Origin of the sequence: Burkholderia sp. Bp8991 (assembly GCF_003853795.1) — a bacterium.
Taxonomy (GTDB): domain Bacteria; phylum Pseudomonadota; class Gammaproteobacteria; order Burkholderiales; family Burkholderiaceae; genus Burkholderia.
The window spans coordinates 19067-33501 of sequence record NZ_QTQJ01000029.1; the positions used below are offsets into that span (position 1 = coordinate 19067).

The window sequence follows — 14435 nt, forward strand, 5'->3', positions numbered from 1 at the left end:
TTACGACCGCTTGGACGAAGGTTGAATGAAACGTTTGAGCGCGGACAGGCCGGGCGCCGCGCGCGACGCGCCCGCCATGCCCGATACGCCGGGCAACCGCGCGGCGAGGGATTCGAGTGCGCGCACGTAAGGATCACGCTCTGCCGCATCGACGATGAGCCGCCCCTGGTTCGCCGCATGGCCGATCGCGACGCGGCGCGCGGGCAAGCTGCCGACCAGCGACAACCCGAGACGCTCGGCGATCTGTCCGGGCATCAGGCCCAGCGCGGGATCGTACTGGTTGACCACGAGCTTGACGCGATCCGTATCGACGCCCCCATCGCGCAACCCGGTGATCAGGTCGACGGCCGAAACGATCGATGCGACGCCTTGATCGCAGACCAGCCACGCCTCGTCGGCCGACGCGGCGATCTGCGTGACGAACTCGCGATTCGAGAACCCGCCGAGATCGACGACCTGCTGGTCGAAGAACGCGCGAAGGCGGTTCAGCAAACCGATGCATGACGCATAGGACACATCGCGCAACGCGCCGAGGTCCGGCGGCAGCGTCGTCAGCGCGACACCGCTCTGATGCCTCGTGAGTGCGGTGTTCACGAACGTGCGGTCGATGCGGCGCAGGTTCTGCACCGCATCGATGAAATGAAATTCGCAACGCGTGTTCAGAAACAGCGCGCCGTCGCCGGCCGGCAACCCCAGGTCGATCAGCGCGGTCTGGCGGCCGGCCGGCGCACCGCCGTCCGTGCCCGCCGCACCCGGCCCGAGTGCCCGCTTCTGAAGCCAGACCGCGAGATTCGCTGCGAGCGTGCTGACCCCCATGCCCGCGCGCGCGCCGAGCAACGTGACGACCTTGCCGTGACGGCTCGTCGGCTCGCCGACGTGGGATAGCAATCCACGCGTCGTCCGCAGTGCGTCCTCGGCCGATGCCGACACGTCGATGAAATCGCGCACGCCCGCGCGCAGTGCGGCAAGCGTGCTCTCCGGCTGGGTGAGCGAGCCAAGTGCGACGATCGGCAACCCCGGATGTGCCGCGCGTACCGTGGCCGCAGCGACGCTCGCCGCTTCGCTGCGTTCGGAGAAATCGATGAACACGAGCGCCGGATTGAGCCCCGTGATGCGCTGCGCAAGCACGCCCGGCTCCAGCGACGCGGCCTCGACCGCACCGGCCGACACCAGCGTATCGGCCAGCCAGCGCACATGCGCTTCCTTTGTCGATGCGCAAACGAAGTAGTCGGTCACGGCGGGTTCACACAACGATTGGGTTCGTGCATTCATGTCGAACACCCCCGATTACGCAAGGCGTAGCAATGTGCCACGACGCGCAATGCCTCAGATTCATTTCGAAAACCCCGGTGCCGCATCCGGCGATGCCGCACCGCCCAGGTAGGATCGCCATACCGGCCCGTCGCGCTGCTCGGACAATTCGCCGGGCGTCGCAGGCAGCACCGCCCCCTTCGCAATCGGTGCGACGAGATGCGGTGTCACGATGATCAGCAATTCCTTGTCGTTCTGCTGGTAGTTCAGGTTCTTGAAGAACGTGCCGATGATCGGCAGGTCGCCGAGCAGCGGCACCTTGCTCACGTTCGACATCGTCTGGCGATCGATCAGGCCGCCGATCACGAAACTCTCGCCATCGCCGAGTTCGACCGTCGTGTCGGCGCGACGCGTCGTGATGCCCGGCACGGCGACACCGCTGATCGTCACGCTGTTCACGAAATCGAGCTGGCTCGATTCCGGCGCGACCTTCAGCGCGATCCGGCTCGGGCTCAGCACCGTCGGAGTCAGCGACAGCCCCACACCGTATTGTTTCCACTGGATCGCGGTCGAGCCAAGTCCCTGCGGCGACGGCACCGGGATTTCGCCGCCGGCGAGGAAGCTGGCGCTCTGGCCGGACAGCGCGACGAGCGTCGGCTCCGCGAGCACGCGCGCCAGATTGTTCGCTTCGAGCAACGACAGGTCGGCGAAGATGCCGCGGCCTGCTGCATTCACGACCAGGTTGAATGCAGACGCAACCGGTGCGCCGAGCGTCGGAATATACCCGGCCGTACCCGGGCCCGACGCGCCGTTATACGACTGCACGCCGCCCGGCGAAAACGAGCCGAACGAAAAGCCGTTGCTCTGCTTGAAGAAGTTGAAGCCGACCTGCTTGAGCACCGAGCGGCTGAATTCCACCACTCGCACGTCGACCTGCACGACATTCTTGCCGGCCAGCGTCGAACGATCGATCACCGTGCCTTTCGGGCTCATGTTCTTGGCGACCGCCACGGCACGTTCGTGCGCATCGAGCGATGCCGACGTTCCTCGCAGCACCGACGTCCCGCCGTATGCCTTCACCTGCGGCGTCGAACCGTCGAGCACCGCTTGCGCAGCAGCATCGACGACTTCGACGCTCCACACCGTCGGCTCGTCGTGACCGCGCTCCCATAACATCACGTTCGTTGTACCCGGCGCTTTCGCAGTCAGCAGCACCGAACCGGAACGACTGCCCTTCATGATCAGCACGTCGGCGATCGCCGGATCGCCGACGGCAACCCGCTGCAATGCGTGGCCAGCGGAAATCTGCCGCTGCGTGCCGACCGCGAGTTCGATCGTGCCGCTCGCGCTTGCAATGGAGGCGAAGGTCAGGGTCCAGAGCGCAATCGCGAATGCAATCAGTTTATTTTTCATTGTTTGTTGGACCGTCGCACGGCCTTTACTTGTCGTCGCTGATATCGATGGCCATCGATGTTGTTCAATACGCAACCGTTTCCGCCCGGCCGCCGCGGATCACCTCGATGCTGCCCCCGCCCCCGCCGCCGGGCCGCGTGGCGGGCGGCAGGCGCGACGGCAGTGGCGGCACGTTCACGTTGGCCACCGCGGTCCTCGACGTACCGGACAGTTGTTGCAGCGATACGCCAGCCGCAGCAAGCGCCGACGGCGACAGCTTGTTGTCCGTGCGTACCGCCACCGTCTGCATCGCAAGCTCGTCGTCGCGCGGATTGCGCAGTGCAAGCGTCAGGCGACCGCTCGCCTCGCCGAGCGTGAGTGCATCGACCTGCGCCGTCGGCACCGCGAGCACCGCGATGCGCGTGTTGCTCGGCTGACCGTTATTGCCGTTCGTGTTGCTGCCGCTGTCGCGCTCCGGCGTCGCGTCGCCGAACGACAGCACGCGCACCTTCGACATCAGCAATCGCGCCTGCGTCTGCGAGACTTCGCCGTCGAGCATCGAATTGCCTTCGCGCTTCAAATTCAGGAACACGTCGACGAAATTGCCGGGCCGCAATCTGTTGCCGACCGCATTGGTCTCGTCGACACGAACCGCAATCGCGCGCTCCCCCGGTTGAACGTCCTCGGCCAGCCCTGAAACCAGTGCGTCCGAGACGACCGGAGCCGATGCCGGGATATCTCTCGCCGGAACGCGACCGACCAATGCGGTCGGATCGGAAAACGCGCCTGTTGGTGCGGGTGCGGTCGGCTGGACCTTCAACCCGTCGGCAGCAATCGGTTGACCGACGGGCAGCGTGCGCGTGGCAACCACGACCGGCACAGGGTTGGCCGCAACGGCCTGCTGTGCCGGAACGACATGCGGTGCGCTACGTCCGAGCATCCATGCGTAGATTCCCAGCAGAACAGCAATCGCAATCAGCAGCCCCGCGATGATTTTTGTCAGGTTATTGGCCATGTTGGTATTGGAATGCTGGAAGCAGATTCTGGAGCGCAAATTCAGCGAGCCGACTGATTCAAATGGAGCAGACTCGCTGCATCAAAGCATGCTTGGGGTGACTTGTACCGTTGCACTGCCCTGCAATTGCGGCGGGGCAAATATAAACAGCCAAGGGATCAACGGCTTCGTCGCGTATGAATATGTCACCGTTACCATTACATTGAACGTCGATGTTGCCGTAGGCACGAATACATATGCGTCGCAAGTCACGCCCGTTGCTGAGGTTGTGGACGGTGTCGATGTTGAAACCTGCGCGGAGAACTGAACATCCCCCCCCCACGGCGAACCGTTCAGCGCCTGCGTCACGGCCGTTCCCGCGTTCACTTTTAACCGGTCACACGGAGTCAGCGTGTAATTCAATACCGCACGCGCGCCTTCGGATGCAGCAAACGTCAGGCTCTGCTGAATGACGAAAATCAGCCCGAATGTGACGATCGCGTAGAAAATCAGGAAGAACAGCGGAAAAGTAAGGGCAACCTCGATTGCTGCCGCTCCTCGTTGACGCTCCAATCCGCACAACCGCAAGCGGCGAGCCCTCATATTGCCCTCTGCACCATAAGGTATCCAAGCCATCCAACCGCCGGCATCACGAGAAATGCGGCATAAGGCGTTGCGCGACGATTACCGACTACCATCGTCGGCATACCATGGCTAAACAATTCACCGACCGACATTCGGGATATAAACATCATGCCAAGCGCATGCACGCACGCAGCGATACTGGCCGCAATCCAGATCCACAACAACGCCTGCGTGCCGCACCATGCGCCCATCACGGCAAATATCTTGACATCTGCCGCACCCATTAATCGCAATGCAAAAAAAGGGAAAAGGCAAATCAAGCCACACAAGGCCCCGATGAGTGCCTGAACGAGCGAAACACCGAATGGATTTTCGTTTGCAAGCGCACATAACAACGCGCCAACCAAACCCGCGACAGCTAGCGAATTTCGAATACGCCGAAAACGAATATCACTGATCGCAACAAGTGCCGCCCAAGCCACGAACGCGCCCGCAAAAAACAAGGACTTCATATCGATCATCGATACAAGTGCAAGAAAGCGGTGAGCGAGTCAACAACCTCGTCGCTCACCGCCTTGGCGGGATGCTTATGGTGAACACTGGGCAGTAGCACCCGAAGCTGGCGATACGCAAAGCGCGATCTTATGGAACATGCCTTCGAGACCCGTCCCGATCGATGTAACGCTCGCCAGGATGACGACAGAAATCAATCCCGCGATCAGACCGTACTCGATCGCAGTAACCCCGCTCTCTTCCGTCAGGAAGCGCTTGATGAGTGCTTTCATTTTTGTTTCCTCGTGCCTGTATATACGTTTTTTGGCCTTTTATACGTCGTACGTCCCCGCATATCTGGCCGCTTGCCCCGCGTCGTTCGTCATCACGACTACAACAACGACAACGACAACCGGGTGCGCTTTCTTTATAGTTCGCCCCGAGGGGCATGTATCACAATTTGATGCAAGTTAACATTCGCAATAGGAATCCTCCTCGAACGTCGTGTACCGATCTGTACATTTGCTTACATCTAGCCTTAATCTTATCTCCGATCGCACCTGATTTCCAACCCCTTTTAGCGATCGCGATCGAAAATTTTCCGTAAGCACAGCGTATTTGTACGGCGTTTCGGTACGACTTACACATAGGACTTACGATAGGTTAGATGTGCACACCTAATCCACCAGTAAAACAGCCGGAGCTCCCGCCAGGCCTGCACGCCCGCCCACGTTACGCCGCACGCGTAACGCCAATGTTGTGACGTTACGTTACGAAACGGCCGAAACCGTTCTCATTCGACCGTTCTTAAACAGATTCAACAATCTTTCAGTTTGCCTAAATCCCTTTTCCGACAAGGAATTGCCCCGTTTAAAACCAATCGTCGAACCGTCGGCCATCGAAATGGCACGACAGTTGCAGAGTAATCCCCGCATCACTCAACACAACATCAGCTTCAATGCGAGGACGAAATGGACATTAAGGTTATCCCTCATGGCACGCTCCGGACGACTATGATCGCGGCCACCGTGGCAGCCATGCTTTCCCTCTCCGCGTGCGGCGGCTCCGGTTCCATCAGCAAGGGGCTCAGCGGCGGCTCCAGCTCGGGCGGTGGCGACTCCGTCTCGACGTCGGGCGGCGGCACCTCGGGCGGCACGTCCGGTTCGACGAGCGGCAGCACGTCGGGCGGCACCAGTGGCTCGACCAGTGGCTCGACCAGTGGCAGCACGAGCGGCTCGACGAGCGGCAGCACCAGCGGCACGACGAGCGGCACGACGAGCGGAACGTCCAGCGGAACGAGCGGCACCTCCGGTGTGTCGTCGAACGCAGTGGGTCAGGTCCTCGCAAGCGGCAGCAATCTCGTCACCAATCTCGGTGGCACCGTGTCAAACCTCGGCGGCGTCGTCGCAAGCCAGTCGTTGCCCGGCGTCAACCCGGCCACGACGCAGGCGGCGGGCGGCATCATCCAGAACGTCGGCGGCGCGGTCACTGCACTCGGCAATGGCCTCGGCAACGGCCTCGGCCAGCTCGGCGCAACGAAAGACCCGGTCGGCGTCACGGTCGCCAGCACCGGCGGCGTGGTGAACCAGCTCGGCGGCGCAGTCACGCAGACCGGCAACCTGGTCACGAGCCTCGGCAGCGGCCCGTTGTCGCCACTCGCTCCCGTCACCGGCGCCGTCGGCGGCCTCGTGACGCAGGTCGGCAACGCGGTTTCGAACGGCGGCACCACGCTGTCCAACGTGCTGTCGACCGGCCCGATCCAGCAGGTCACGCAGACGGTCAGCTCGGCGATCACGCCGATCACGACGATGGTCGGTCAGACGACGCAGACGATCGGGACGGCCACCGGCCTCGGCGCCCCGGTCAACACGCTGCTCGGCACGATCGGCAACGGCCTGAACCAGGCCGGCGCGGTGATTGCGTCGACGGGCGGCAATCCCGTCACGACCGGCCTCGGCAGCACTGTTTCGTCGACCGGCAATACCGTGAAGGCCGTCGGCGGCCTGCTCACGGGCGCCACCGGCGGCGCGACCAACCCGCTCGCGCCGCTCACGGGCCTGCTCACGACCGTCACCGGCACGCTCGGCGGCGCAACGGGCGGTACGAGCGGCGGCCCGCTCGCTCCGGTCACCGGCCTCGTCTCCACCGTCACCGGCGCACTCGGCGGCGCAACGGGTGGCACGAGCGGCGGTCCACTCGCTCCGGTCACCGGCCTCGTCTCCACCGTCACCGGCGCACTCGGTGGCGCAGCCGGCGGCACGAGCGGTGGCCCGCTCGCTCCGGTCACCGGCCTCGTCTCCACCGTCACCGGCGCGCTCGGCGGCGCAACGGGTGGCACGAGCGGCGGTCCGCTCGCTCCGGTCACCGGCCTCGTCTCCACGGTTACCGGCGCGCTCGGCGGCGCAACGGGCGGCGCGGGCGGCAGCAACCCGCTCGCTCCCGTGACGGGCGCCGTCACGAATTCGGGCTCGGGCTCGAACCCGCTCGCGCCTGTCACGTCGCTGCTCGGCGGCCTGCTCGGCGGCACGCACGGCAAGTAATCGAACATCCATTCATCGACAAGACAGCGAGGAGTCCATCATGTCCCAGCAACGTTCCATCACGACGGCCGCCCTGCGCCAATGGCGCGCGCCCCTCACCGCTTTCGCCGCAGCGTGCCTGCTGGCCGCCTGCGGCGGCAACAGCGTCAGCACGCCGCCGACGAGCAGCAATGCCGGCAGCAGCAGCGGCACGAGCGGCACCAGTGGTACGAGCGGCACCAGCGGCTCGTCCACCGGCACCAAGGGCGCTGTCAGCACGATAGGCCAGACGGCAACCGACCTCGGCAGCACGGTCGGCAACATCAGCGTGCCCGGCCTCGGCGACGGCGTGACGAAGGGTGTCGGCAGCACCGTCTCGAGCACCGGCACGATCATCAACGCGGCTGCCGATGCGTTGAGCAACGGGCTGGGACAGACCGGCTCGATCAAGGATCCCGTCGGCACGACGGTCGCCGGCCTCGGGAACGTCGTGGGCGCGACGAGCAACACCGTGTCCGGACTGAGTTCGACGGTCAAGGCGCTCGGCACGGGTCCGCTCGCGCCGCTCGCCCCTGTCACGACGCCGGTCGGAACCGTGCTCGACACGGTTGCCAACGGCCTGTCGGCAGCCGGCACGACGATCGGTTCGACGCTGTCGTCGGGTGCCGTGCAGCAGGTTACGCAACCGCTCAGCTCGGCGATCACGCCGCTGGTGATCACCGCAGGCCAGGTCACGCAACAGGTCGGCACGACCACCGGCCTCGGGCAGCCCGTGTCGGGCCTGCTCGGTCAGGTCGGCGGTGCAATCAGCTCGGCGGGCACGAAGGTCGCAAGCACGTCTAACCAGCCGCTCGTCGGCGACGTCGGCCAGCTCGTCACCGCGGTCGGCAACACCGTGACCAACGCGGGCGGCCTCGTGAACCCGAACGGTCCGAACGGCGCGGCACCGATCCCCGGCCTGCTCACCAGCCTCGTCGGCGGCTCGACGGCTACGGTCCAGAACGGCACGTCGTCGGGTTCCGGCTCGACGAACCCGCTCGGCGGCCTGCTGTCCGGCCTCGGCTCGACGCCGCTCGGTTCGCTCACGGGTGCGGTCGGCGGCGCAACGGGCAGCTCGGGCAGCAATCCGCTCGCGCCCGTCACGGGCCTCGTGTCGACGGTCACGGGCACGCTGGGCGGCGCAACGGGTGGTGCAGGCGGGGCAAACCCTCTCGCGCCCGTCACCGGTTTGCTGAATACTGTCACCGGAACAGTCGGCGGTGCAGCGGGAACCGGGGGTTCGTCGAGCCCGCTCGCACCAGTCACGTCGCTGGTCGGCAGCGTGACGGGTGCGGCATCGTCGGGCAGTTCGACGGGTCTGCTGGCACCGGTCACGGGGCTGCTGGGCACGCTGGGTAGCGTCGGCAAGTAAGGAGGACGATCGCGCCTTTGCAGCCGGAGCAGGAGGCGCGGCCGTACCAATACAACCGGCAATGCGGCACGCGGCGCGCGACACCCTGGTGTCGCGCGCCCGCATTAGAAAGAAGATGAAAAGCAAGGCCTACGAGGAAGAACAATGAAATCCAGACTCGACAGATGGATGATGCTGCTCGCTATCGCGGCAGCAGGCACGGCACATGCACAAACGCGCGCGGCTGGTAACCCGCTCGATTCCCTCCCCCAGATCAACGCACCGCAGAAAGGCCCGAGCGTCACCGTGCAGGTCGCGCCGCAGGCACCGCAACTGCAGGAATTGCTGTCACGGCACCTGACGCCGACGACGTTCCAGGTCGAAGGCGTGAAGTCGGTGCCGTTCGACGAGATCTCGCGTCGCTTCACGCCCCTCGTCGGCAAGGACATCACGATCGGCGAGCTGATCGAAACCGCCAACGGCGTGACCAAGCTGTACCAGGATCGCGGCTATGCGCTGTCGTTCGCGTTCATTCCCGCGCAGACGTTCGAGAACGGCGTCGTGCGCGTCACGGTCGTCGAAGGCTATGTGTCGGACGTCAAGGTGACCGGCAAGCCCGGCGCGATGGAATCGAAGATCCGCGCGATCGCCGCGCACATCACGGCCGATCGCCCGCTGCGCCGCGCGACGTTCGAACGCTACGTGAACACGTTCGGTCTCCTGCCCGGCGTGTCGGTGAAGGCCAATGTGCCGCCGCCGCAGACGACCGACGGCGCAACGACGCTCGAACTGGCCGTCGACCGCAAGGCATTCAACATCAGCACCGGCATCGATTTCAATCACCCGGGCGTGCAGGGGCTCATCACCGCAACGGAGAACGGCCTCACGTCGTTCGGCGAGCAATTGAGCATTTCCGCGCTGGTGCCACCCGGACGCGACAAGCAGACCTACGTCGCATTCAGCGGTGCCGTGCCGGTCGGCAGCAGCGGCCTGGTCACGCGCCTCGACGCCAGCACGTATCGCGGCAAGCCGACCGACAACCCGGGCCTGCCGTCGACCGTCGAGCGCACCGTCAAGAACGAGAAGCTCGGTCTTTCGGCATCCTATCCGTTGCTGCTGAACAACCAGCGCAGCCTGCTCGGCACCGTGTCGGGCTATGCGTCGCACAACGAAGACCGCTACCAGAACAAGATCAGCGGCAACAGCATCGATACACGCTCGCAGGTCCGCGTGCTGCAGATGCAGCTCGACTATACGAGCGTATCGGCCAAGCAGGTACAGAAGCTGAGCGTGAACGTCGCGAAGGGCTTCAACATTCTCGGCGCGTCGAAATCGCAGGACATCACGATCGGCTCGAACACGACGTCGGTGGACAGCCCGATCTCGCTGACGTTCGTGCGCACCGGCGCGACCTTCACGCAGACCAACGAATGGCCGTTCAAGATCGGCACGTCGGTCTCGCTGACCGGCCAGTACAGCCCCGACTCGCTGCCGACGTCGGAGCAGATCTCGTTCGGTTCGACACGCTATGCCCTCGGCTACCAACCCGGCGAAACGTCGGGCGATTCGGGCTGGGGAATGTCGCTGGAGGTCAACCGCGGGTTCACGCCGGGCTGGACGTACATGAAATCGATCACGCCGTACATCGCGTACGACATGGCGCGCGTGTATCTGCATACCGGCACGCCGTCGCCGAGCCGCCTGTCGTCGGTCGGTATCGGCGTGCGGTTTACCGACAGCCGCTACTACAGTCTCGACCTGAACATCGCGAAGCCGGTCGGCGATGCACCGGTTGAAAGCGCATCGCGCAGCCCGCGCGTGAATGCCGCGTTCTCGTATCAGCTCAACTGATCGGTCACCAAACAGCCTGCGTCTCGCGGGCCGTTTGGATTAGAACCCCCTCTATCAAACGCAGCGTGCGGTTTCACGTATTCTGGCAAAGCTCGCAACATGCCACCGCCCCATGCAGACGGTCGTGCGGGCACATCGAACACGACATGAAACAAGGAGGAAGACGATGATTCAACTGACCCGCCCGTTGCGCGCGCTGGCCGTCGCAAGCGCCCTGCTCGCTTGCGCCGCCCCAACCTTCGCCCAGGCCGACAGCCCCGTCGGCATGTGGCAAACGATCGACGACAACACGCATCAGCCGAAGGCGCTCGTACAGATCGCCGACGACGGCGAAGGCTCGCTGTCGGGCAAAGTCGTCAAGGGCCTCGGCGCCAATGACACGCCCGATCGCCGCTGCACCGCATGCACGGACGAGCGCAAAGATCAGCTCATCAAGGGCATGACGATCATCAAGGCGATGAAGAAGGACGGCGATCACTGGGACGGCGGCAACATTCTCGACCCGGAGAACGGCAAGGTCTACAAGTGCAAGATGTCGCTCGAAGACGGCGGCCAGAAGCTCGTCGTGCGCGGCTATATCGGCGTATCGCTGCTCGGCCGGTCACAGACCTGGGTTCGCGCACAATGACGCAACGCGCGTCGACACGCTCGACGCGATAAAAAAATCGGCCTGCGACGACGTCGTCAGGCCGATTTTGTTTTGACGCCGACGTGCATGAAACCGATCGACATCACGCTGCGCGCTTCAGCGCATCCGCCGTGTAGCTGCGCGGTGCGCGATAGACCGGCGCCACGGCACTGCGCACAGCTGCCGCCTTCGATTGCGCGTGCTTGCGCATCCGCGTGGCCAGCTGGTCGCACAGATCCGCGCCTGCGTCGCCATATAACGCATGCATCACCTGCCGCAGCGTGCCGGTCTCGTGCCAGACCTTGAAACGGCGGTGGCAGGTTTGGTACGAAGGGTAACGACGCGGCATCGCGGACCAGGTCGCGCCGCTATAAATGACCCACAGCACGCCGTTCAGGACGGCGCGTGTGTTGGCCAATGGTCGGCCGCGCAACTCGGTGCGCGGCTGCATTTCGGGAAAAAACGGCGCGACGCAGCGCCACTCATGGTCGGTCAGATCGCGGTACGGTGTCATGGATATCTCCAGCCTTGGGAACCATGACACAACGATATCGGCTGACCTCGACCGTGAACATAAGACAAGTCCGAAAATACCCGGAGATTGCGGGAATTTGACCGGAATTGACCTTTGAAGCCCGCCGCTCGCCGGCAACCGCGATCAGGTCAGCGAAGTATCGACGATACGACGCGGCGTTTCGAGGTATTCCTTCGACTGCATCTCGACGATCCGCGACACCGTGCGCGTGAACTCGTTCGCCATCGGCCCTTCGACGTACAACTGCTCCGCCGGCACCGCCGCGGACATCAGCAGCTTGACCTTGTGGTCGTACAGCACGTCGATGAGCCAGGTGAAGCGTCGCGCCTCGGACGCCATCCGCGGCGACATCTGCGGCACTTCCGACAGCACGATCGCATGGAAGCGGCTGGCAAGCTCGAGATAGTCGTTCTGTGAACGCGGGCCGCCGCACAGCGTCGCGAAGTCGAACCAGACGACCCCGTCGGCCTTGCGCAGCGCCTTCAACTCGCGCTTCTCGATATGCAGGAGCGGGCTTTCGTCCGGCACCGCGGCGAGCTTCGCGAACGCATGACGCAGTTCGCGATCGGCGTCCGCGCCGAGCGGCGTGTGGTACATCTGCACCTGCGCCAGCGTGCGCTGACGATAGTCGACGCCCGCGTCGACGTTCAACACGTCGAGCTTTTGCTTGATCAGCGCGATCGCCGGCAGCATGCGGTCGCGATGCAGGCCATCGGGATACAGATCGTCGGGATCGTAGTTGGACGTCATCACGAACTGCACGCCGTTGTTGAAGAGGCGATCGAGCAGCCGGTACAGGATCATCGCGTCCGCGATGTCCGACACGTGGAATTCGTCGAAACAGATCAGCCGGTAGCGCTTCGCGATGCGCCGCGCGAGTTCGTCGAGCGGATCGGCCTGCCCTTTCAGCTCCTCGAGTTCGCGGTGGACTTCACGCATGAATTCGTGGAAATGCAGGCGCGTCTTGCGCTGCACGGGCACCACCGCATAGAAGCTGTCCATCAGGAAGCTCTTGCCGCGGCCGACGCCGCCCCACATGTAGACGCCGCGCGGGAGGTCCGGATGATTGATGAGCTTCTTGAACGCGTTCGAGCGACGCGCCTTGTACTCGACCCACTCGTCGAAACAGCGCTGCAGGCGATCGACGGCCGCGCGCTGGGCGGGATCGGACTGATAGCCGCGCGTGGTCAGTTCGCGCGTGTAGTATTCGGTGACGTTCATCGGGCAAACCGGAAAGAACGAAGGCGAGCGGGAAACCCCGCCCGCCTTCGTCATGAGACGGCTGCACCGGCCAATGGCCGGCCGGCGCTATACCGCGCTCAGCTGTTCAGCGAGCGCTTGTCGACGGCGAGCGCCGCTTCGCGCATCACTTCCGACATCGACGGGTGCGGATGGCAGATGCGGGCGATGTCTTCCGACGCCGCCTTGAACTCCATCGCCACCACGGCTTCCGCGATCAGGTCCGACGCGTTCGCGGCGATCACGTGCACGCCGAGCAGTTCGTCGGTCTTCGCGTCCGCGATCATCTTCACGAAACCGTCCGGCGCGTTCATGCCGAGCGCGCGGCCGTTGATCGAGAACGGGAACTTGCCCGACTTGATCTCGCGGCCTTCGGCCTTCAGCTGCTGTTCCGTCTTGCCGACCCATGCGATTTCCGGGTACGTGTAGATCACCCACGGAATGCAGTTGTAGTCGATGTGCGGCTTCTGGCCGTCGATCACTTCCGCGACCAGCACGCCTTCGTCTTCCGCCTTGTGCGCGAGCATCGGGCCGCGCACCACGTCGCCGATCGCGTAGACGTTCGGCACCGCGGTACGGCAGTGGTCGTCCACGTCGATGAAGCCACGCTCGTTCGCCTTCAGGCCGATTGCCTCGAGGCCGAGGTTGTCGGTGTTCGGCACGCGGCCGACCGACACGATCAGGCGGTCGGCGTCGAGCGTCTGCGCGTTGCCGTCCTTGTCCGTGTAAGCGATCGACACGCCGTCGGCGGTCGTCTTCACTTCGCCGATCTTCACGCCGAGATGGATGTCGAGGCCCTGCTTCTTGAACAGCTTGGCCGCTTCCTTCGCGAGCGCTTCGTCGGCTGCACCGAGGAATGCCGGCAGCGCTTCGAGCACCGTCACTTCGGCACCCAGGCGACGCCACACCGAGCCGAGCTCGAGGCCGATCACGCCTGCGCCGATCACGGCGAGCTTCTTCGGCACCGAGTCGAACGTCAGCGCACCTTCGTTGTCCGACACGATCTTGTTGTCGACCGGGATACCCGGCAGGTGACGCGCCTTCGAGCCCGTCGCGATGATCACGTTCTTCGCGGTGACGACTTCGGTTTCACCCTCGCCGCTCACTTCGATCTGCACGCCGGCATCGGTCTTGCCGGTGAACTTGCCATGGCCCTTCAGCCAGGTGATCTTGTTCTTCTTGAACAGGAACTCGATCCCGCTCGTCATTTTCTCGACGATCGCATCCTTGCGGCCGAGCATCTTCGCGACGTCGATCTTCACGCCGTCGACCGTGATGCCGTGGTCGGCCAGGTGATGCGACGTGTTCTCGAACTCTTCCGACGAGGCGAGCAGCGCCTTCGACGGGATGCAGCCGACGTTCAGGCAGGTACCGCCGAGCTTCAGCGCGCCGGCCGGGTTCTTCCACTTCTCGATACAGGCAACGGTCTTGCCGAGCTGCGCGGCGCGAATCGCGGCGATGTAGCCGCCGGGGCCGGCGCCGATCACGACGACGTCAAATTCCTTGGACATGACAATCCTTTCTACTTGTACGCCCGCACGCTCGCGCAAGTGCGCGAG

The 14435-nt window shown here is 64.2% G+C and carries 13 protein-coding genes; 4 read left to right on the forward strand and 9 right to left on the reverse strand.

All coding sequences use genetic code 11. The features are described 5' to 3' along the window. The 6 genes from DIE02_RS27055 to DIE02_RS27080 form a co-directional block, all read right to left on the reverse strand. Window positions 1-1272 (reverse strand): fimbrial protein, encoded by a 1272-nt coding sequence (locus tag DIE02_RS27055; RefSeq protein ID WP_124488913.1) that lies wholly within the window; start codon window positions 1270-1272, stop codon window positions 1-3. Between the two features lie 60 nt (window positions 1273-1332). After that, on the reverse strand, window positions 1333-2664 hold the full coding sequence (locus DIE02_RS27060; protein WP_124488912.1) for a type II and III secretion system protein family protein: 1332 nt from the start codon (window positions 2662-2664) through the stop codon (window positions 1333-1335). A 64-nt stretch (window positions 2665-2728) separates the two neighbouring features. Continuing rightward, complete coding sequence (gene cpaB / locus DIE02_RS27065; protein WP_124488911.1) at window positions 2729-3658, reverse strand: Flp pilus assembly protein CpaB; 930 nt, start codon at window positions 3656-3658, stop codon at window positions 2729-2731. An 81-nt stretch (window positions 3659-3739) separates the two neighbouring features. Continuing rightward, on the reverse strand, window positions 3740-4273 hold the full coding sequence (locus tag DIE02_RS27070; RefSeq protein ID WP_260427340.1) for a TadE/TadG family type IV pilus assembly protein: 534 nt from the start codon (window positions 4271-4273) through the stop codon (window positions 3740-3742). Beyond that, entirely contained in the window at window positions 4237-4734 is a 498-nt protein-coding gene (locus tag DIE02_RS27075) for a prepilin peptidase (protein ID WP_124488929.1), read from the reverse strand. The genes DIE02_RS27070 and DIE02_RS27075 overlap by 37 nt, the downstream gene beginning before the upstream one ends. A gap of 75 nt (window positions 4735-4809) precedes the next feature. Then, complete coding sequence (locus DIE02_RS27080) at window positions 4810-5007, reverse strand: Flp family type IVb pilin (protein ID WP_124488910.1); 198 nt, start codon at window positions 5005-5007, stop codon at window positions 4810-4812. Window positions 5008-5685: 678 nt separating this feature from the next. Here DIE02_RS27080 and DIE02_RS27090 point away from each other — a divergent pair. From DIE02_RS27090 to DIE02_RS27105, 4 genes are all read left to right on the forward strand, one after another. After that, entirely contained in the window at window positions 5686-7254 is a 1569-nt protein-coding gene (locus DIE02_RS27090) for a collagen-like triple helix repeat-containing protein (protein WP_124488909.1), read from the forward strand. A 40-nt stretch (window positions 7255-7294) separates the two neighbouring features. Beyond that, window positions 7295-8644: a collagen-like triple helix repeat-containing protein gene (locus DIE02_RS27095; protein WP_124488908.1), complete on the forward strand. Its 1350-nt coding sequence runs from the start codon at window positions 7295-7297 to the stop codon at window positions 8642-8644. A gap of 144 nt (window positions 8645-8788) precedes the next feature. Then, window positions 8789-10474, forward strand: a complete 1686-nt coding sequence (locus tag DIE02_RS27100) for a ShlB/FhaC/HecB family hemolysin secretion/activation protein (protein ID WP_044846020.1) — start codon at window positions 8789-8791, stop codon at window positions 10472-10474. 166 nt (window positions 10475-10640) lie between these two features. Further along, window positions 10641-11102 (forward strand): DUF2147 domain-containing protein, encoded by a 462-nt coding sequence (locus DIE02_RS27105; protein ID WP_124488928.1) that lies wholly within the window; start codon window positions 10641-10643, stop codon window positions 11100-11102. Between the two features lie 103 nt (window positions 11103-11205). Here the strand turns inward: DIE02_RS27105 and DIE02_RS27110 are convergent, their stop codons facing one another. From DIE02_RS27110 to lpdA, 3 genes are all read right to left on the reverse strand, one after another. Then, the gene (locus DIE02_RS27110) at window positions 11206-11616 is read right to left on the reverse strand and encodes a transposase (RefSeq protein WP_124488907.1); all 411 of its coding nucleotides are present in this window, start codon (window positions 11614-11616) and stop codon (window positions 11206-11208) included. Between the two features lie 144 nt (window positions 11617-11760). Beyond that, on the reverse strand, window positions 11761-12858 hold the full coding sequence (gene zapE / locus DIE02_RS27115; protein WP_124488906.1) for a cell division protein ZapE: 1098 nt from the start codon (window positions 12856-12858) through the stop codon (window positions 11761-11763). Between the two features lie 98 nt (window positions 12859-12956). Continuing rightward, entirely contained in the window at window positions 12957-14387 is a 1431-nt protein-coding gene (gene lpdA, locus DIE02_RS27120; RefSeq protein ID WP_044846024.1) for a dihydrolipoyl dehydrogenase, read from the reverse strand. Window positions 14388-14435 lie beyond the last annotated feature (48 nt).